The organism is Streptomyces rubellus (assembly GCF_036323805.1).
In the GTDB taxonomy this organism is placed as follows: Bacteria; Actinomycetota; Actinomycetes; order Streptomycetales; family Streptomycetaceae; genus Streptomyces.
Map to the genome: position 1 here is coordinate 27,933 of NZ_JAZDCX010000020.1, position 19,020 is coordinate 46,952.

The following is a 19,020-nucleotide window of genomic DNA, read 5'->3' on the forward strand; positions in this document are numbered from 1 at the left end:
CACGGTGAGGGCCGCCGGACGGTTTTCCGGACCCGTCTCTCCGGTCGTTCTCCCTGGTGACGGCGGTGCCGTGGAATTCCGCGCGGCCCGCGGCGCCGGACACGGGCCGTTTTCGTCGGTTACGCTCCACCGGTGCCCGTCCCCATTCCACAGTCCGTCGGCCCCGCCGCCCGGTGTGCCGCGCTGCTGTTCTCCCCCTGGTCCCGTCTGTGCCTGCTCGTCCTGCTGCTGGCGGCGGCCGCCACCGCGGTGGCCGTCTGCGAGCCGCAGCGGCTGCTCACCGAGGGCTGGCGCCCCCGGCTCTCCGGCGGTGCCGCGGTGGTGCTGTTCGCCGCGGCGTACGGGCTGTGCACGGCGGCGCTCCTGCCGCGTCCGGTGCTGAACCTGGCGGCGGGCGCGCTCTTCGGCGCCTCCCTGGGCACGGCCGCGGCGGTGGCCGGGACGGTGCTGGGGGCCGGGATCTCCTTCGGACTGGGGCGGCTGCTGGGGCAGGAGGCGCTGCGTCCGCTGCTGCGCGGACGCTGGCTGGAGGCCGGGGACCGGCAGCTCAGCCGCCATGGTTTCCGGGCGATGCTGGTGGTGCGGGTGCTGCCCGGGATGCCGTTCGCCGTCTCCAACTACGGCGCCGCCGTCTCCCGGATGCGCTGGTCCGCCTTCCTGGCGGCCACCGCGCTGGGCTGTGTGCCCAACACCGCCGCGTACGCCGTCGCGGGCAGCCAGGCCGCGACACCCACCTCGCCGGTCTTCCTGGCGGCGACGGCCTTCATAGCGGTCCCCGGCCTGGCCGCGGCGGCCGTCGCCTGGCGCAGACGCGCGCGGCTGCGGGGGACGGCCGTGGAGGTGGAGCCGGAGCCGGCGGTGGCGCCCGGACAGCCCGGGCGCGCCGGAACGGTCACCGCTCCGGTACACACCGGGGCCCTGTGTTCGCCTGCTGTTTCCCCCGCCTTCCCGCACCGGTCATAGCATCTGCCCGACCTGACCGATGATCACAACAACACAGGGACGAGCACACCCCAGTCATGTCTTGGTTCGAAGCGTTCATCCTCGGGCTCGTCCAGGGGCTGACCGAGTTCCTCCCCATCTCCTCCAGCGCCCATCTGCGGCTGACCGCGGTCTTCGCGGGGTGGGAGGACCCCGGCGCGGCCTTCACCGCGGTGACCCAGATCGGCACCGAGACCGCGGTGCTGATCTACTTCCGCAAGGACATCGCGCGGATCACCTCCGCCTGGTTCCGCTCGCTGTACGACCGCCGGGCGCGGCAGGAGCACGACGCGAAACTGGGCTGGCTGGTCGTCGTCGGCTCGATCCCGATCGGCGTCCTCGGACTGACGCTGAAGGACCAGATCGAGGGCCCCTTCCGTGATCTGCGGCTGATCGCCACGACGCTGATCGTGCTGGGCGTCGTGCTGGGCGTCGCCGACCGGCTCGCGGCGCGCGACACGGCCGGCGGGCGGCACCGCGCCGCGCGGGAGCGCAAGACGCTGGAGCACCTGACCGTGCGCGACGGCCTGCTGTACGGCATGGCCCAGGCGATGGCCCTGATCCCGGGGGTCTCCCGGTCCGGCGCGACGATCAGCGGCGGGCTGTTCATGAACTACAGCCGGGAGGCCGCCGCCCGCTACTCCTTCCTGCTGGCCATCCCCGCGGTGCTGGCCTCCGGCCTGTTCGAGCTGACGGAGATCGGCGAGGGCCACGTCTCCTGGGGACCGACGGTCTTCGCGACCGTGCTGGCCTTCTTCGTGGCCTACGCGGTCATCGCCTGGTTCATGAAGTTCATCTCCACCAGGAGTTTCATGCCGTTCGTGGTCTACCGCATACTGCTGGGCCTGCTGATCTTCGGGCTCATCGCGGCCGGGGCGGTCTCCCCGCACGCGGGCGAGGTCGCGCACTGAACCGTCCCGGGGGAGCCGCCGGCCGGGCGGCTCCCCCGGACTCCCGTGCCGTGTCCCGCGTCAGCGGCCCTCGGTGAGACCGTCCTCGGCGGCGCCCCTGCTCAGCACCGCCTCGCGCACCCGCCGGTGCACCTCGGGGAAGTTCCGTTCGGTGGCGCGTACCACCCGGAAGGGCGGCCCCATGTCGGAGTGGCCCACCAGGAACTCGGCCCGGGTGACGGCCCAGCCCCCGCCGGCGGGCTGCGGGGTGAAGGTGAAGCGGGCCATGGAGCCCTCGTTGCCGCTGCGCTTGTCCGCCGGGACGAAGCTGGCGACCTGGTCCCCCAGCCCGTAGACGACCCAGGTGCCGTTCACCTTCTCGTACGGCTGCGGTACGTGGTTGTGGGTGCCGATCACCAGGTCGATGTCCTTGCGGCCGCCGGTGCGCGCGGCGGTCAGCTCCTTCGCGAGCCTGTTCTGCTCCGCGTCCGGGGCCTGCTGCCACTCGGTGCCCCAGTGCACGCTGACCAGGACGACGTCGGCCCCCGCGCGGCGGGCGGCGCGGGCGTCGGCGATCACTTTGTCCGCCTCCAGCATGCCGACCGCCCACGGCCGGTCCTCGGGCAGCGGTATGCCGTTGGTGCCGTAGGTGTAGGACAGGTGGGCGATCTCGGCGCCGCCCGCCTCCAACCGGGCCGGCCGGGCGGCCTCGGCCGCGCTGCGGGCCGTGCCCGAGTGCCGTACGCCCGCCGCGTCCAGCGCGTCGAGGGTGCGGCGCACCCCGTCGAAGCCGTCGTCGAGGCTGTGGTTGGAGGCGGTGGAGCAGCTGTCGTAGCCGGTGGCGCGCAGCGCCCGGGCGAGCTCGGGCGGCGAGCGGAACAGCGGATAGCCGGTGAAGGGGCCGTCCTCGTCGCCGTAGGGGGTCTCCATGTGGCACAGTGCCACGTCGGCGGTCTCGACGACGGGCTTCACACCCGCCAGGATGCGGGTGAAGTCGTGGCCGTCGCCGCCCGCGTCCAGCCGCGCCTGCCGGATGATCGAGGGGTACGGGATGATGTCACCGGTCGCGACGACGGTGAACGCCTCGCGCGGCTCGCCGGCGGCCGGTTCCGCCACCGCTCGCGGTGTGCCCGCCCCCTCTTCCCCCGTGTCCCCCGGCTCCGGGCCGCTCCGGGCGGTGCACGCCGTGAGCGCGCCGAGTGCCAGCAGGGCCGCGGCCAGTGTCCGCGCGGTCCGGCCGGGTCCCGGGCCGGCCGGATGCCGGGTGCCGTGCGGGGCCGGTGCCCGCCCGGTCCGTATGTGCCCGGTCCGTATGCGCCCGGCCGGTATTCGCCGGCCCCGTGCGCGGCCCGCCGTCCGTCCGTCCTCCACCGTCTCCCCCTGTCCCCCCTGCGGCGGTGCCGCTGATCCCCTCCGGCCGTGCCTCATGGCTGCCTCCTGTACGTGTTTCGACGGCGCTGCCCGCCGCCGGGTTGTCCGGGGCCGGCGTGTTCCTGCTCGCAGCGTGCGGCGGCGGGCCCGCGACGGCAGCGCGGGAGGCGTCCGGCTGGGCCGATCGGGTCAGCCGGGCCGGCGCGGCGGGCCGGACCGGTGCCCGGCCGTCCCGGCCCGTACGGGGGCGCACGGCGGGAGTGGGCACGACCTGGTCCGTTCGCTTTCCCGCGCACTCCCCGGCTGGGAAGCTGGTGGGAGGCAGCCAGCGGGCAGCCGCAGCCGACCCCGGAGTTCACCTTGGCCGAGCGCGACGACGACAGCTACCGACTGCTGGCCGGCCTGCCCTTCGCGGCCATGACCGTCGTCACCGTGGTGGATCTGACCGCGGGGCCGGAGGTGGGCTTCCTGCCGCTGCTGTCGCTCGGACCCGCCTTCGCCAGCCTCGTCGGCGGCATACGCCGCGCCGCCCTGATCGGGCTGCTCGCCCTGGTGCTGTGCCTCTCCCTGGCCGCCTTCGACGGTCTGCTGGACTCGGTGCGCGGCCTCACGGCGGCGGGGTCGGTGGTCGGGGTGGGTGCGGCCGGGCTGGCCGCCGCGGCCGTCCGGCAGCGGCACGAGACCGAGCTGGCCAGTGTGCGGTCCATCGCCGAGGTCGCCCAGCGGGTGCTGCTGCGTCCGGTCCCCCGGGCCGCCGGCCATCTGCGGGTGGCGGTGTCCTACACCTCCGCGGTCGCCGAGGCCCGGATCGGCGGGGACCTGTACGAGGTCGTCAACTCACCCACCGGGGTCCGGGTGCTGGTGGGGGACGTCCAGGGCAAGGGCCTGGAGGCGGTGGAGACGGCCGCGGTGGTCCTGGCCGCGTTCCGGGAGGCCGCGTACGACGAGCCGGACCTGCCGGCGGTCAGCGCCCGGCTGGAGAGAGCGGTCAACCGGCACATGCCCGCGGAGCGGTTCGTCACGGCCGTGCTGCTGGAGACGCACGAGGACCGCACGGTCACCGTGCTCAACCACGGCCACCCCTCACCGCTGGTCGTCCGCGCGGACGGCACGGCGCGGCTCGCGGAGCCCCCCGAGACCTCGCCGCCCCTGGGCCTGGGGCTCGACCTCAAGCCGCCCGCGCCGTACTGCCTGGCGCTCGGCCGCAGGGACCAGATGCTGCTGTACACCGACGGCGTCACCGAGGCCCGCGATCCGGACGGCCGCTTCTACCCGCTTCAGCGGCGCTCCTTCCTGCTGCGGGAGGCGAGCCCGGACTCCGCGCTGGAGTCGCTGCGCCGTGATCTGGTGAGGCATGTCGGAGGGCCGCTGCACGACGACGCGGCCATGCTGCTCCTGCGGTACCGCGGCGGCTGACCGCCGCGCCCGCGGGCGTCCCCGCCCTGGATCCCGGGAATTCTCCACAGACCGGCCGAAAACAGGAGGATGACCCGCGCGGAACGGGTACCCGTCAGCCGAACCCCACCGTCGTGCATCAGGTTGAACCGGGACACCGAGACGATGAAAGATTCCCGCCTCACCCTCCGAGAACTCCGCATACTGAACGAAACCGAGCGAGCGCTGCGCGAGGACGCCGAACTCACGGCCCGATTCCGGGAGTTCGGCGACTCGTGGACCGTCCGGGACTTCGGCGGCCCGCCGCCGGACCCGTCGGGCGGCTCCTCCCGGCCGTGGTTGTTCGCGGCCGTCTGCATCGCCCTGCTGCCGGTCCTGATGATCCTGCACCCCGCGGTCGGCGCCCTGCTGCTCCTGTCGGCCGTGATCATGGGCACCGCGTACTGGACCAGCCACCGCCCGGACCGTCCGGACCGCCGGGAACCCGGCTGATCCGGCCGGCGCCCGGGGCCGCCCCGGGGACCGGCGGACGGTTCCCCGTCCTCCCGCCGGTCCCCGGGGCGGTTTCCGGTCGGTGCCCGGTCAGTTTCCGGCCAGCCGCAGCCGGCACGACTCCCCGGGGCCGACGGTGACGGTCCGGTCGGGCAGCACCACCCGGATCGGTCCCTGGGCGGACGCGGGAAGGCCGATGCACAGCTCGCCCGCCAGCATCCGTACCGCCACTCCCCAGTGGTGCCGGTAGCGCATGGTGAAGCCGAACTCGGACAGCTCCGGGACCGGCACCGGATCCAGCCACAGGGCGTCCTCACGGGTCTCCAGTCCCGTCAGGCCGCGCTGCACGAGGTCGAGCGTCCCGGCCATGGCGCCCAGGTGGATGCCCTCCGCGGTGGTGCCGCCCTGGATGTCGGCGATGTCGCTGACGAGCGCCTCCTGCACGTAGCCCCAGGCGTCCGGGCGCCGTACCCGGGCCAGGATCCAGCCGTGCACCAGGGAGCTGAGGGTGGAGCCGTGGCTGGTGCGGCGCAGGTAGTAGTCGACCGTGCGGTGCCACAGCTCGTCGTCCAGGGTGTGGCCGAGCCGCCGGAACAGCCCCGCCAGCTCGGCCGGTGAGAACAGGTAGCCGAGCATCAGCGCGTCGGCCTGCTTGGACGCCTTGTAGCGGTTGACCGTGTCGTCCTCGGCCTCCATGATCCGGTCCAGCCGACGGATGTCGCCGTACTTCCTCCGGTAGCCCTCCCAGTCCAGCTCGGCCAGTTCGCCGTATCCCCCGAACTGGCTGATGACCCCGTCGTGGAAGGGCACCCGAAGCCGCCGGGAGACGTCCTGCCAGCGCTCGGTGTCCTCCCCGCCGATTCCCAGGTCCTCGCACAGCTCCCGGCGGCGCGGCTCGGGGAGGATCCCGAGCAGTTCCAGGGCGCGGGCCAGGACCCAGGCGGCGGTGACGTTGGTGTAGGCGTTGTCGTCCAGGCCGGGCCGGTCGCTGTCCGGGTACGCCTCGTGGTACTCGTCGGGGCCGACCACGCCGCGGATGCGGTACCGCTCGTGTCCGCGGTCGTACTCCGCCCTGCTCGCCCAGAACTGTGCGATCCGCAGCAGCGTCTCGGCGCCCCTGGTGTGCAGGAAGTCGGTGTCGCCGCTGGCCTGGCAGTACTGCCAGACGTTGTAGGCGATCGCCGAGCCCACGTGGTGCTGGAGCCGGGAGTGGTCCGGCAGCCAGCGGCCCGAGCGCGGGTTCAGGTGCAGGGTCTGGGTCTCCTCCCGGCCGTCACTGCCGCTCTGCCAGGGGTACATCGCCCCGGCGTACCCCTTCTCCCGGGCCGCCCGCACGGCCTCGGGCAGCCGCCGGTGCCGGTAGGACAGCAGGGCGCGGGAGGTCTCGGGGAAGTGGACGTTGAGGTAGGGCAGGACGAACAGCTCGTCCCAGAAGATGTGGCCCCGGTACGCCTCGCCGTGCAGTCCGCGGGCCGGTACCCCCACGTCCAGGTCGGCGGTGTGCGGGGAGAGGGTCTGCAGGACGTGGAAGAGGTGCACCCGCAGGATGTGGCCCGCCTTGCCCGGCACCTCCAGGTCGGCGTGCCGCCACAGCTCCGCCCAGGCGGCGCGGTGCGAGCCGAGGAGCTCGGGGAAGCCGGGCGCGTCGGCGAGGTCCGTCAGGGCGGCCCGCAGCGGATCGCTGATCGCCAGGTCGTGGCTGGTGTGCAGGGCGACGGTCTTGTCGACGGTGACCGGCTCCCCGGGCCGGACCGCCAGGGTCAGCCGCCGGGCGGGCCGCGGGCCGGCCGGTTCGGTGACGGCCTCGACGGGTTCGGCGGGCCCGCCCGGGCCGGTGCCCGCCAGGCGGGTGCGGGCGGCCAGGGCGACGCAGATGTCGGAGGTGGTGGTGTGGCAGCGCAGCCAGACGGTGTCGGGTTCCGCGGCGCCGGTGGTGTGACCGGTCAGATGGCGGCCGTTCAGGGCGCGGTAGCGGGCGACGCCCGCGTTGGTGACCGAGCCGTCGATCGCGGACTCCACCTCGAGCGTCCCGGTCCAGTTCTCCGCCGTGAACGTGGTGCGCAGGGCCGCCAGATGGGGTTGTCCCATGTGCACCAGCCGGCACTGCTCGACGCGCAGCCGCCGTCCCCTCGGGTCCTCGAGGAGCAGGGTCCGGTTCAGAACGCCCTGTGCAAGGTCCAGGACCTGCCGGTACTCCAGCAGTCCGTCCTGGTCGGGGGTCCACCAGGGCGCGCCGGGGGACGCCTCGGGGCCGTCGGGGATCCGGAAGCGCAGGGGCAGCCAGTTGGGCAGGTTGACCATGTCCTCGTTCTCGACCTGCCGGCCCGCCACCTCGGACACCAGGCGGTTGTAGCAGCCCGCCACGTAGGTGCCCGGGTAGTGCACCTCGCCGGCGTCCGTCTCGGGGGCCGCGCCCCGGGTCGCGAGATAGCCGTTGCCCAGGGTGCACAGGGCCTCGCGCAGCCGTTCCCCGGCCGGCTCGTAGCCCTCGTAGCCCCACTCCCACTGCTCCTCGTGTCGCTCCACGGGCTCAGTCCCCCTCCTCGCCGGTCCCGTCGCCGGGCTCGGTCAGCAGTTCGGCCAGATCACGTACGACCAGGTCGGCACCGTGTTCCCGCAGATCCCGCGCGCTGGTGGGGCCGGCCGTCCGGTCCACCCCGACGACCAGGGCGAAGCCGCCCCGGTGCCCCGCCTCGACACCCGCCAGCGCGTCCTCGACGACGGCCGCCCCGGACGCGGGTACGCCCAGCCGCCGGGCGGCCTCCAGGAACACCGCGGGGTCCGGTTTGCCTGCCAGACCGAGCCGGGCCGCCTCGTGGCCGTCCACCACCTCGTCGAACAGCCCCAGCACCCCGGCCGTGGAGAGCAGTTCCCTCGCGTGCCGGGAGGCGGATATCACCGCCATGGGTGTCCCGGCGCGGCGCAGGGCGTACAGCAGCCGCACCGTGCCGGGCCAGGCCTCGACGCCGTCCCGCCGGAGCGCCTCGGTGAACAGCTGCTCCTTGCGGGCGGCCACGGCCCGGACGGTGCCCTCGCCCGGCAGGTCCTGGGGGGTGCCCGGCGGCAGGTCCAGGCCCCGGGAGGCCAGGAAGGCGGCGGCGCCGTCGATGCGGGATCTGCCGTCCACATGGCGCCGGTAGTCCTCGGCTATGTCGAACGGACGGAACCGGTCCGTCCGGTCGGCCGCCGCCTGCCCCTCCGTCGCCCCCGCGCCGTTCTCCGAGCGCTCGCGCCAGTGGCGCAGACAGGCGTCGAAGGCCTCCTTCCAGGCGGCGGCGTGGACCCGGGCGGAGTCGGTGATCACCCCGTCGGTGTCGAAGACCACGGCCCGCAGTGCGCGCAGGCACCGGGCCGGTACGGCGGTGTCCCGGGTCCCGGCGCTCCCGGGGCCCTCCTTGTGCGGCTCGGCCGGTTCGGCCGGTTCGGCGTCGGCGGCGTGCGGCATGTGCGGTCCGTCCGGTGAGTCGGGTCAGATGTGCTCCGGCACGAGGGCGACCGGGCAGTCGGCGTGGTGGAGCACCGTGTGGCCGACCACGCCCAGCTGGAGGCCGAGGTGGTCCTGTCTGCGGTGGGCGCCGACCACGAGCAGGTCCGCGCCGCGTGCCTCGTCCAGCAGCACGGCGCGGGTGGGACCCTCCATGGCCCGCATGTGCAGGTCGACCCCGGAGTACTCGCGGGCGGTGCCGCGCAGGACCTGGTCCAGGTGGTCCATCGCCTCCCGGTGGCGGGCCCCGGAGGGGCGGCCCCGGAGCAGTGGGTGCTGCCGCTCCTCGTGGGCCGGGCGGTGCCAGACCCGCACCGCGTGGAGCGCGCAGCGCCGGGCCGCGGCCGCGCGGAAGGCGAAGCGCGCGGCGGGTGAGCCGTCGACGGGGTCGCCGACACCCAGGACCACCCGGCCGCGCTCGCCACGGCGGGCGGCGTCCCGGCCCCGTACGACGACGACCGGGCAGTCGGCCCGGCCCGCGACCGCCAGGCCCACCGATCCCAGCAGCAGCTCGGCGATCCGGCCCCGTCCCCGGGAGCCGACGACCAGGGCGAGCGCGTTGCGGCCGGCGCGGGTCAGGGCGTCGGCGGCCTCCTCGGCGCGGACGTCGGTGGTCAGCCGTACTCCGGGGGCGTGCCGGCGGGCGCGCTCCGCCGCGGCGGCCACCAGGGTGTCCGGGGCGTGCTCCGTGTCCGTCCACTCCGTGACGGCGTGGAGCAGGCACAGCGGCACCGAGTGCCGGGCCGCCTCGTCCGCGGCCCAGTCCACCGCGTGCATGCTGGATTCGGAGCCGTCGACGCCCACCAGCAGGGGCAGTTCCGCCGCGGTCATCTCCTCCACCACCCTCTTCTCCCGGCCGTGCTCCGTTCCCGCTCCCCGCTCCTGCCCGTCCCCCGCGTCCGGGGGGCAATGACCGGCTGCTTCCTGGGAACGGTGACCCGCAAACGGACCGGCGAAACCCGGAGGGACTGGTTCCTCTCCCGGACCGTCCGGGGCGCGGTCCTCTGTTCCGTGCGGCGGCGGCGGTCCCGCACACTGGTTCCCGAGCCGGGTGAGGAGGCACGGCATGCGGGCGGCTTCGGGCGTACGGTGGCGGCGCGGGGCGCTCGCGGTGGTGGCGGGCGCGCTGCCCGCCGCGGCCTTCCCCGAGCCGTCGCTGTGGTGGTGGGCCTACGCGGCGCTGGTGCCGTGGCTGCTGCTGCTCCGGACGGCGGGCGGCGGACGCCGCGCCGCCGTGGAGGGCTGGCTGGGCGGCACCGGTTTCCTGCTGGCCACGCACCACTGGCTGGCCCCGAGTCTGCATGTCTTCCTCCTCGTGGTGGCGGCCCTGCTGGGACTGCTGTGGGCGCCCTGGGGCTGGCTGGTCCGGCGCCTGCTGGGCGGCACGCCGGGGCCGGGGCGGGCACTGGCGGCCGTGGTCCTGCTGCCGTCGGCGTGGCTGGTGATCGAACTGGTGCGCTCCTGGGAGTACCTGGGCGGGCCGTGGGCACTGCTCGGAGCGAGCCAGTGGCAGGTGCCGCCCGCGCTGCGGCTGGCCTCGCTGGGCGGGGTGTGGCTGGTGACGGTGTGGCTGGTGGCGGTGAACACCGTGCTGGCGGTGCTGGTCGCGCTCCCCCGGGCACGTACCGCCGCGGTGGCCGCGGCCGTGGTGTGCGCGCTGGTGCCGGCCGCGGTCTGGGCGTGGGGGCCGCTGCCCCGGCCGTCCGGCACGGTCCGGGTCGCGGTGGTACAGCCGGGGGTCGTCGAGGGTCCCGAGGTCCGCTTCGAGACCGGGGCCCGGCTGACCCGTGGACTGGCCGGCCGGGACGCGGACCTGGTGGTGTGGGGCGAGAGCAGCGTCGGCCACGACCTGGACGACCGCTCCGACCTGCGGGACCGGCTGGCCGGGCTGTCCGCAAGGGTCGGGGCGCCGCTGCTGGTCAACGTGGACGCGCGGCGCTCGGACCGGCCGGGGATCTTCAAGAGCTCGGTGCTGGTGGGTCCCGGCGGCCCCACCGGGCGCTACGACAAGATGCGGCTGGTCCCGTTCGGCGAGTACGTACCGGCCCGTTCCCTGCTGGGCTGGGCGACCTCGGTGGGACGGGCCGCGGAGGAGGACCGCCGGCGCGGGAAGAACCCGGTGGTGGCGGACGCGGACGGCACGGCCGCCGGTCTGCTGGTGTGCTTCGAGTCCGCCTTCCCCGACATGAGCCGGGCGCTGGCCCGCGACGGGGCCGAACTGCTGGTCGCCCAGTCGGCGACCTCCACCTTCCAGGAGAGCTGGGCACCGGAGCAGCACGCCTCCCTGGCGGCGCTGCGGGCGGCGGAGACCTGGCGGCCGGTGGTGCACGCCACCCTGACCGGCGTGAGCGCGGTGCACGGTCCGCGCGGCGAGCCGGTGGGCGGGCGGCTGGGCACCGACCACCGCGGGGCGGCGGTGTACGAGGTGCCGCTGGCCTCGGGGACCAGCCCGTACGTACGGCTGGGCGACTGGGTGCCGGCCGCCGCGCTGGGAGCGCTGCTGGCGGCCGGCGCCGTCGCGGCGGCCGGCCGGGTGCGGGGCCGGACGGCGGGGCGGGCGTCCGTCAGCGGGACTGTTCCAGTACGCCGGTGACGATCCGCTCGCACAGCTCGTGGGTGCGCAGGGCGTCCGCGGCGCTCGGCCGCCGCCCGGCGCGCACCGCGTCCAGGAAGTCGAGGGTGATCTGCTCGATGCCGCGCTGGCGGGCCACCGGCACCCAGTCCCCGCGGCGGCGGACGCTGGGCTGGCCCTTGTGGTCGACGATCTCCGCCAGGTTGGACACCTGGCGCTTGGTGTCCTGCCCGGCCACCTCGAGGATCTCCTCGGTGCTGCCGCTCATCCGGTTCATGACGCCGATCGCCGTGAAGCCGTCGCCCGACAGCTGGAGCACCACGTGGTGCAGCAGTCCCCCGCTGACCCGCGCCCGGACGTCGGTGTGCCCGGCCGGGCCGGGCAGCAGGAAGCGGAGGGTGTCGACGACGTGGATGAAGTCGTCGTAGACCGCCTCGCGCGGGTCGGCGGCCAGCCCGACCCGGTTCTTCTGCATCAGGATCAGCTCGCGCGGATGCTCCAGGCACTGGGTGTAGCCGGGGGCGTGGCGGCGGTTGAAGCCGACGGTCAGCGCGGTGTCGCGTTCCTCGGCGAGGCGGACCAGCCGCTCGGCCTCGGCCAGCTCGTAGGCGAGCGGCTTGTCGACGTACGTGGGCACCCCGGCCTCCAGCAGCCGGGTGACGATCCGCGGGTGGGTCTCGGTGGGGGCGTGGACGAAGGCCGCGTCGGGCCGGGCGGCGAGCAGCGCGTCGAGGTCGGAGTGGCGCTGCGCGGCGGGGATCCGGTGGGCGTCGGCGATCCGGTCCAGGGTGGTGCGGGTGCGAGTGTGGAGGTGGAGTTCCAGGCCCGGCTGGGCGGTGAGCACCGGCAGGTAGGCCTTCCGCGCGATGTCACCGAGCCCGATCACACCGATCTTCACAGGGCCTCCCCGGTCTCGCCGTCGTTCACCGTCGCTGCCGCCGCTGTCGTCGCCGTCACTCCGGCGCGGTGCGCGGCCGCCGTGCCCCGGCAGCATACGACTCCGGCGGCGGCCGCCAGTCGGCGATGCCGTCGAGGCTGCGCAGGGCCAGCCGCGGACCGACCCGGTTGGCGGCGGCGACCAGGGCGTCGCGCAGGACGCAGGCGGGAACCGACGACAGGGTGAACAGCCGGCCGACCCGGGTGGAGCGGCGTACGACGTCCATGGTGCGGGGCAGCCGGTCACGGGTGTACGCGGCCAGGGCGCGTACCGTCTCCGCGCCTCCGCCGGCGGCGTGGTGTGCCAGCACGACGGCGTCCTCGACCGCCTGGCAGCCGCCCTGGCCGAGACTGGGCGCCATGGCGTGCGCGGCGTCGCCGAGCAGGGCGGTGCGGCCCAGGTGGTAGGCGGGCGGCGCGGCGGCGGCGCGGTACACGTCGTTGCGCAGGATCGCGTCCGGCGGTACGGCGGCCAGAAGCTCGGGCACGGGGTGGTGCCAGCCGCCGAACCGGCGCAGCAGCTCGGCCCGCTCGCCCGCCGGGAAACGTGTCCCGGCGGGGACGGTGGCGGTGGCGTAGGCGTACACCCGGCCGTCGTGGAGCGGGACGGTCCCCCACAGCGCGCCGCGGCCCCAGGTCTCGTGGGGGGCGAAGGGCCGTCCGGGCGCGGGGGCGACGAACCGCCAGGCGGTGAATCCCGCGTAACGGGGCCCGGGGTGGCCGGGGAAGAGGACGCTCCGGGCGGCGGAGTGGATGCCGTCCGCGGCGACGACGAGGTCGGCGGCGAGTTCCTCGCCGCGTCCGGTGCGCACCGTCGCGGGCCGGTCCGCCGCCCCCGGGTCCGCGATCCGGGCGGGGGCGCCGGTGCGGACGGCGCCCTGGGGCAGCCGGGCGGCGAGCAGTGTGACGAGGTCGGCGCGGTGGGCTATGACGACCGGTCCGCCGAAGCGCTCGGCCGCCGCGTCCTGGGTGGTGCGGGAGAGCCAGCGGCCCGAGGGGGTGCGCAGCCCTCCCTCGCCCTGCCAGGCGGACATGGCGCGGACGGCGTCGCCGAGTCCGATGACGTCCAGGGCCCGCTGGGCGTTGGGGGCCAGCGCGATTCCCGCGCCGACCGGCTCCAGCGCGGCGGCGCGTTCCAGGACGGTGACCCGCCAGCCGTGCCGGTGCAGCGCCGCGGCCGCGGTCAGGCCGCCGATCCCGGCTCCGACGACGACGGCTCGGGGCTGGTGCATGAGGCGCCCTCCCGGTGTGGACGGTGACGGAGAAGTCGTTACTACAGCTGTAGTGACACCAGCAGCCTACTACAGCTGTAGTGCAGCCGGTAGGTTGGCGGCATGGCTCCGCGCACCGCCCGTCCCCCCGCCCGTACCGAACTGATCGCCGACACCGCGATCGGCCTGCTGGCCGAACGGGGGCTGCGCGGGCTCACCCACCGCGCGGTGGACGAGGCGGCCGGTCTGCCGCAGGGCTCCACCTCCAACCACGCCCGCACCCGCGAGGCCCTGCTGGAGCTGACGGTGCGGCGGCTGGCGGTGCGCGAGGCGAGCGTGCTGGAACCGCGGCGGACGCCGGCGCCCGGCGACTCCGGGGACCCGGCCGACGCGCTGGCCGAGGCCCTGGCCCGGACCCTGCACCGCTATCTGACCCACCACCGCCATCTGGCGGTCGCCCGCTACGAACTGGCCCTGGAGGCGACCCGGCGCCCCGCCCTGCGGGCCGTCTACGACCGGACGGGCGGCAACGCCTTCCGCGAGCCGCTGGTGGCGATGATGACCGCCGCCGGGTCCGCCGAACCCGAACGGCACGCGCTGTCGCTGGTCGCCTGGTGCGACGGGATGATGTTCTCCTGCACCGCGGGCTCCTACCACTCGACGGTGCCCGCCGTGGAGGAGCTGCGGGCCGGGCTGGGCGAGCTGCTGGCGGGGATGCTGGGGCGTTGAGCCGCCGCCCGTCCGCTCACCCGTACGCCCCGCTCCGTACGCCGTACGAGTGCCGCCGGGCCGCCGGTGTCACTCCGGTGGGGGTTCCCCGGTGGCGGCCGCGGTCGGCAGAGTTGTCCGGGTGCGAGACATGAGGACCGGGACCGGCGCCCTGGTACTGATCGGGGCCTGGCTGGCGGCGGTGACGGCGGCGGGCTGTACCACGGTGGCCGGCGACTCCCGGGCGGCGGGCGGCACACTGCCGCCCCGGCCCGCCGCCTCCCTTCCCGCCGAGCGGCACGCCGGCCCCCTGGAGGACCCCGGTCCGGCGTGGGAGAGCCTGACCCGGGTGCCGGGGGAACGGGAGCGGACCGGGCGCCACGGGACGGGCGGCGAGAGCGGACGGGATGAGAAGAGCGAGAAGGGCCGGGGGGACCGGGCCGACAGGGCGGAAGCCGGAGCGGACGGGGTGGGAAGCCGGGAGCCGGAGCGGACCGAGCCGGTCCGCCGGTCCGCTCCGGGGCCCTCCGCCGTGCGGCCGGCTCCCGCACCGCGCGGGAAGGCCGCCCCCACTCCCCGCCGGGTGGCACGCCCCGGCCCGCGGACCGTGCCCGGGACTCCGGCGGCACCGCCCACCCGCCGTACCGGGCCGCCCGCCCGGACCGCCGCACCGGCACCCGAGCGGCGGCGCCCGCCGTCCGAACGGACGCCCTCCCGCACCGCCCGGCCCCTGCCCGCGCCCGCGCACACCCCCGGCGGTGCCCCCTCGCACACGCCGGCACCCGCCCCTGCAGGCGGCACGCCACCGGCGCGCTCCGGCCCCGCCGGCCCCGGCATGTGCGATGTGGCCGGTTCCGTCGCCGGCTGGGACCCGCACGGACTGGAGGACGGGTTCTGCCGGAGCCTCCGCTGACACCTCCGGCGGAGGCACCGGCGGGCTCCCGGGCGGAGCCCGGTCAGCCGCCGTCACGGGGCCGACCGCCACCGTCGCCCCGCCCGTACCGGCGCGCCAGCGTTCCCACCGCGTCCGCCACCGCCGAGCGCAGTCCGGCGGGGCCGAGCACCTCGGCCTCCGTGCCCAGCCGGAGCAGATCGCCCACCGCCACGGGAGTGCTCTCCACCGGGAGGAGCACCCGTACCCAGCCGTCCTCGTCCGGTCCGTCCGCCTCCGCCGCCGCCCGCGCGCCCACCGCGCCGAACTGCATGGGCAGCAGCCGCAGGCCGCGCGGTGACAGGCGCAGCAGCGCCTCGCCCCGGTGGCGCCCGGTCTCCATCCGGCCGGAGACCTCCGCCCAGTACGCCGCGAGGTCGAAGTCCGCGGGCCTCTCGAAGCGCGCGCCGGGGATGTCCAGGGCGAGGATGCGCGAGACCCGGTAGGTGCGCACGGCCCGCTCCCCCTCCCCGGGGTCCCCGGGGTCCCCGGGGACCGCGGCGGCACGGGCGACCAGGTACCAGATGCCTCCCTTGAGCACGAGCCCGAGCGGGTGCAGCTCGCGGTGCACCTCACCGCGCCAGCGGCGGTAGTGGACGCGCACCGCCAGCTGCTCCCAGACGGCCTCCGCCACCCGCGCCAACTGCGGTACCGGGTCGGCGTCCCGGAACCAGGCGGGGGCGTCGAGGTGGAAGCGCTCTGAGATCCGCCGGGTGCGCTCGGCCAGCCGGTCCGGGAGCGCGGCCCGCAGCTTGAGCTGGGCGGTGGCCAGTCCGGCGCCCAGCCCGAGCTCGGCCGCGGCGGCGGGCATGCCGGCCAGCCAGAGGGAGTCGGCCTCCTCCCCGGTGAGCCCGGTCAGCCGGGTGCGGTAACCCGCCATGAGGCGGTAGCCGCCCTCCGGCCCCCGGTCGGCGGCCAGCGGCACGCCGGAGGCGATGAGCGCCTCCGCGTCGCGGTAGACGGTGCGGACCGAGACCTCCAGCTCGGCGGCGAGCTCGGGGGCGGTCATCCGGCCCCGGTTCTGGAGCAGCAGGAGCATCCGCAGCAGACGGTCGGCGCGCATGACGCCAGTCTGCCGCCCGTACCTGACAGAAGGTGTCAGGTACGGGCGGCAGGGTGGTGGCGAGCCGGCGCGGGGCGGTCCCGCGCACCCTGTCAAGGAGGAGTTCCCATGCCCACGCACACCACCGGCAGCTTCACCTTCGCCGACTGGCGGGAGCCCGTTCTGCGCGAGGTCGAGGACGGCCCGAGGCTGACCGCCACCACCGTCACCAACCACTTCACCGGCGGCATCGAGGCCGCCGGGACGGCGTGTGCCTACACCACCGTGTACACCTCCGGGAATCCGGACTCGGCCGGGAGCTTCAGCGGCCACGAGCTGCTCACCGGCACCGTCGACGGCCGCAGGGGCAGCTTCGTCCTCGCCGAGCGCGGCACCTTCGACGAGAAGGCGACCGTGCGCTGCGTCTTCGAGGTGGTGCCCGGCTCCGGCACCGGGGAGCTGGCCGGGCTGCGGGGGGCGGGCGGCTTCACCGCCGTGCACGGCGAGCCTTCCGTCACCTACACCTTCGACTACGAGCTGGACTGAGGGCCGGCCCCCGGGGGAGGCGGCCCGGCCGCCATCAGGCCCCGAGGTCGGGGACGCACCAGTCCACCGGGGCGTGCCCCTGCGCCGCGATCGCCTCGTTGATCTGGGTGAAGGGGCGGGAGCCGAAGAACTTCTTCGCGGACAGCGGCGAGGGGTGGGCCCCCTGGACCACCGCGTGCCGCCCGGTGTCGATCAGCGGCAGCTTCTTCCTGGCATAGGCCCCCCACAGCACGAAGACGGCCGGATCGGGCCGGGCGGCCACGGCGCGGATCACCTCGTCCGTGAACCTCTCCCAGCCCTTGCCCTTGTGGGAGTTGGCCTCCCCGGCCCGGACCGTCAGGACCGCGTTGAGCAGCAGCACGCCCTGCTCGGCCCAGGGCATCAGATAGCCGTTGTCGGGGACCGGACAGCCCAGCTCCGCGTGCAGTTCCTTGTAGATGTTCCGCAGGGAAGGCGGGATCCGCACCCCGGGGCGCACCGAGAACGCCAGCCCGTGCCCCTGCCCCTCGCCGTGGTACGGGTCCTGGCCGAGGATCACCACCTTGACCCGGTCGTAGGGGGTGGCGTCCAGCGCCGCGAAGACCTCCTCCCGGGGCGGGTAGACCGGTCCGCGTGCCCGCTCCTCCTCGACGAACTCGGTGAGCTCCCTGAAGTAGGGCTTCCCGAGCTCGTCGCCGAGGACCTTGTGCCAGGAATCGGGCAGCATGCCGTTCACGTGAGACAACCTCCGGTATCGGTTCCGCGCGCCTTCCCGGACGCGCCCTCAGAACGTACCGGGGCCCACCGACAGCGGCACGGCGGTACGGGAGATCCGGCCGTCACCAGCTCTTCTTGCGGGAGAGCTCCCACATCCGCATGATCGTCGAGGAGTCGATGCTCCACTCCACACCGGCGACGTCGTCACGGGCGGCGATGTGGAGCTTGCCCTGCCACAGGGGCAGCAGCCGGGCGTCCTCGGCCAGGATCTTCTGGGCCTCCGCCAGGACCTCGCCGGCCGCGCCCCGGTCGCCCAGCCTGCGGGACCGGGGCAGCAGCCTGCCGGTCAGGTCTGCGTCCTCGTACGGCGCTCCCAGGACGTTCTCCTCGCCGACGAACGGCGAGATGTAGTTGTCCGCGTCCGGGAAGTCCGGGAACCAGCCGCGGCCGAACACCTGGTACTCGCCCTCGGCCACCCCCTTCTGGAACTCGCGCCACCTCCGCCCCTCCAGGGTGATCTCGAACAGCCCCGACTCCTCCAGCTGCCGTTCGATCTCGCGGAACTCCCGTTCGGTGTCCGCCCCGTAGCGGTCGGTGGTGTACCAGAGGGTCAGCGGCACCCGCCCGGTGATGCCGGCCTCCTCCAGGGTGGCCCTGGCCTTCTCCGCACCGGGCTCGTCGCCGTACTCCTCGTGGTAGGCGCTGGTGTGTCCGGTGATCCCGCTGGGGACCATGGAGTACAGCGGCGCGGCGGTGCCCTCGTAGACCTCGCTGACCAGTGCCTCGCGGTCGATGACCTGGGCGACGGCCCGGCGGACGGCCCGCTCGCCGGCCGGGCCGTGCTCCGGGTTGAACACCAGGTAGCGGATCTCGGTGCCGTAGACCTCGCTGAGCTTGACGCCCGGGTGGTCGTCGCGGTTCCGCCGGAAGTCGGAGATCTGTTCGGGGGTCAGTCCCCGGTAGGTCAGGTCGATCCCGCCCTTCCCCAGTTCGCCGACCATCTCCGCCGGGTCCTCGAAGTACCGGATGGTGACGGCGGCGTTCTTGATCTCGGCGGAGCCCTCGTACTCCCTGTTCCGGACCAGTTCGGCCCGCTCGCCCTGTTCGTACGACGCCAGCCGGTACGGTCCGGAGCCGGTGACCGTGGCGGAGTCCAGCAGCCGGTCGGCCGGATAGACCGAGGGATCGACCAGGGAGGCGGCGGGGGTGGCGAGCACCAGCGGGAAGGTCGCGTCGGGCCGCCTGAGGTGGAAGACGACCGTCCGGTCGCCGGAGGTCTCGATGCGGTCGATGCTCTGCAGCAACTGGGCGGGACCGGTGTCGGCCTCGATGGTGAGGGTGCGCTCCAGGGAGTACTTCACCGCCTCGGCGTCCAGCGGGTTTCCGTTGGAGAAGGCCAGCCCCTCCCTGAGGACGCAGCGGTAGACGCTGCTGGCCTTGTCGGTGAAGGCGCAGCGCTGGGCGGCGTCGGGTTCCGGGGTGCCGCCGGAGGCGGGGAAGTACAGCAGCGTCTGGTAGACGTTGCGGAACAGCTCCCACGAACCGTCCCAGGCGCCGGCCGGATCGAGGGAGGTGGGCGCGCTGGTGGTGCCGACCGTGAGCGCGCTGTCGGCGCCACCGGCACGCCCGTCTCCCTCGACCAGCGAGCCGCATCCGGCGAGCAGGGCCGCCGCCACCACCGCGGCCGCGCCCTTCAGAAGAGGCCTGTCCTGGCTGAACACTCGTAACGCTCCTCGGTCGGCGATGCCACTGGTGCCTGGGGCCG

17 protein-coding genes are annotated in these 19,020 nt (G+C 75.0%); 8 read left to right on the plus strand and 9 right to left on the minus strand.

Annotation, left to right across the window (positions count from 1 at the left end; all coding sequences use genetic code 11):
• The first annotated feature begins 132 nt into the window (after positions 1–132).
• Both V1L54_RS21800 and V1L54_RS21805 read left to right on the plus strand, forming a co-directional pair.
• Positions 133–963 (plus strand): TVP38/TMEM64 family protein, encoded by an 831-nt coding sequence (locus V1L54_RS21800; protein WP_330119768.1) that lies wholly within the window; start codon positions 133–135, stop codon positions 961–963.
• A 56-nt stretch (positions 964–1,019) separates the two neighbouring features.
• The gene (locus V1L54_RS21805; RefSeq protein ID WP_330119769.1) at positions 1,020–1,892 is read left to right on the plus strand and encodes an undecaprenyl-diphosphate phosphatase; all 873 of its coding nucleotides are present in this window, start codon (positions 1,020–1,022) and stop codon (positions 1,890–1,892) included.
• 60 nt (positions 1,893–1,952) lie between these two features.
• Here the strand turns inward: V1L54_RS21805 and V1L54_RS21810 are convergent, their stop codons facing one another.
• On the minus strand, positions 1,953–3,092 hold the full coding sequence (locus tag V1L54_RS21810) for a CapA family protein (protein WP_443076741.1): 1,140 nt from the start codon (positions 3,090–3,092) through the stop codon (positions 1,953–1,955).
• Positions 3,093–3,659: 567 nt separating this feature from the next.
• Here V1L54_RS21810 and V1L54_RS21815 point away from each other — a divergent pair.
• Together V1L54_RS21815 and V1L54_RS21820 are read left to right on the plus strand one after the other, a co-directional pair.
• Positions 3,660–4,658, plus strand: coding sequence for a PP2C family protein-serine/threonine phosphatase (locus V1L54_RS21815; protein WP_330119832.1), 999 nt, complete (start codon positions 3,660–3,662; stop codon positions 4,656–4,658).
• A gap of 144 nt (positions 4,659–4,802) precedes the next feature.
• Positions 4,803–5,129 (plus strand): hypothetical protein, encoded by a 327-nt coding sequence (locus V1L54_RS21820; protein ID WP_330119771.1) that lies wholly within the window; start codon positions 4,803–4,805, stop codon positions 5,127–5,129.
• 90 nt (positions 5,130–5,219) lie between these two features.
• Here V1L54_RS21820 and V1L54_RS21825 read toward each other — a convergent pair whose 3' ends face one another.
• The 3 genes from V1L54_RS21825 to V1L54_RS21835 are packed head-to-tail and all read right to left on the minus strand — an operon-like array spanning position 5,220 to position 9,444.
• Positions 5,220–7,655, minus strand: a complete 2,436-nt coding sequence (locus V1L54_RS21825) for a glycoside hydrolase family 65 protein (RefSeq protein WP_330119772.1) — start codon at positions 7,653–7,655, stop codon at positions 5,220–5,222.
• A 4-nt stretch (positions 7,656–7,659) separates the two neighbouring features.
• Positions 7,660–8,574 (minus strand): HAD family hydrolase, encoded by a 915-nt coding sequence (locus V1L54_RS21830; protein ID WP_330119773.1) that lies wholly within the window; start codon positions 8,572–8,574, stop codon positions 7,660–7,662.
• 24 nt (positions 8,575–8,598) lie between these two features.
• Positions 8,599–9,444, minus strand: a complete 846-nt coding sequence (locus V1L54_RS21835; RefSeq protein WP_330119833.1) for a universal stress protein — start codon at positions 9,442–9,444, stop codon at positions 8,599–8,601.
• Between the two features lie 235 nt (positions 9,445–9,679).
• Between V1L54_RS21835 and lnt the strand changes: the two genes are divergently transcribed.
• Positions 9,680–11,206: an apolipoprotein N-acyltransferase gene (lnt, locus tag V1L54_RS21840; protein ID WP_330119774.1), complete on the plus strand. Its 1,527-nt coding sequence runs from the start codon at positions 9,680–9,682 to the stop codon at positions 11,204–11,206.
• Here lnt and V1L54_RS21845 read toward each other — a convergent pair.
• A complete protein-coding gene (locus V1L54_RS21845; protein ID WP_330119775.1) occupies positions 11,178–12,083 on the minus strand; it encodes a Gfo/Idh/MocA family protein in 906 nt (301 codons plus the stop codon). The two genes, lnt and V1L54_RS21845, sit on opposite strands and share 29 nt — an antisense overlap.
• A gap of 55 nt (positions 12,084–12,138) precedes the next feature.
• Positions 12,139–13,353 (minus strand): FAD-dependent monooxygenase, encoded by a 1,215-nt coding sequence (locus V1L54_RS21850; protein WP_330119776.1) that lies wholly within the window; start codon positions 13,351–13,353, stop codon positions 12,139–12,141.
• Between the two features lie 102 nt (positions 13,354–13,455).
• Here V1L54_RS21850 and V1L54_RS21855 point away from each other — a divergent pair, with 102 nt between their 5' ends.
• Positions 13,456–14,061 (plus strand): TetR/AcrR family transcriptional regulator, encoded by a 606-nt coding sequence (locus tag V1L54_RS21855; protein ID WP_330119777.1) that lies wholly within the window; start codon positions 13,456–13,458, stop codon positions 14,059–14,061.
• Positions 14,062–14,191: 130 nt separating this feature from the next.
• Positions 14,192–14,953 carry a hypothetical protein gene (locus V1L54_RS21860; RefSeq protein WP_330119778.1) on the plus strand — a complete coding sequence of 254 codons (762 nt, stop codon included), beginning with the start codon at positions 14,192–14,194 and terminating at the stop codon, positions 14,951–14,953.
• Positions 14,954–14,996: 43 nt separating this feature from the next.
• Here V1L54_RS21860 and V1L54_RS21865 read toward each other — a convergent pair whose 3' ends face one another.
• Positions 14,997–16,034, minus strand: a complete 1,038-nt coding sequence (locus V1L54_RS21865; protein ID WP_330119779.1) for a helix-turn-helix transcriptional regulator — start codon at positions 16,032–16,034, stop codon at positions 14,997–14,999.
• A 108-nt stretch (positions 16,035–16,142) separates the two neighbouring features.
• On the opposite strand from V1L54_RS21865, the gene V1L54_RS21870 reads away from it, so the two are divergent.
• Positions 16,143–16,559, plus strand: coding sequence for a DUF3224 domain-containing protein (locus V1L54_RS21870; RefSeq protein ID WP_330119780.1), 417 nt, complete (start codon positions 16,143–16,145; stop codon positions 16,557–16,559).
• Between the two features lie 34 nt (positions 16,560–16,593).
• Here V1L54_RS21870 and ung read toward each other — a convergent pair whose 3' ends face one another.
• Both ung and V1L54_RS21880 read right to left on the minus strand, forming a co-directional pair.
• The gene (ung, locus tag V1L54_RS21875) at positions 16,594–17,265 is read right to left on the minus strand and encodes a uracil-DNA glycosylase (protein ID WP_330119834.1); all 672 of its coding nucleotides are present in this window, start codon (positions 17,263–17,265) and stop codon (positions 16,594–16,596) included.
• Positions 17,266–17,377: 112 nt separating this feature from the next.
• On the minus strand, positions 17,378–18,976 hold the full coding sequence (locus V1L54_RS21880) for an ABC transporter substrate-binding protein (RefSeq protein WP_330119781.1): 1,599 nt from the start codon (positions 18,974–18,976) through the stop codon (positions 17,378–17,380).
• Between the last annotated feature and the right edge of the window lie 44 nt (positions 18,977–19,020).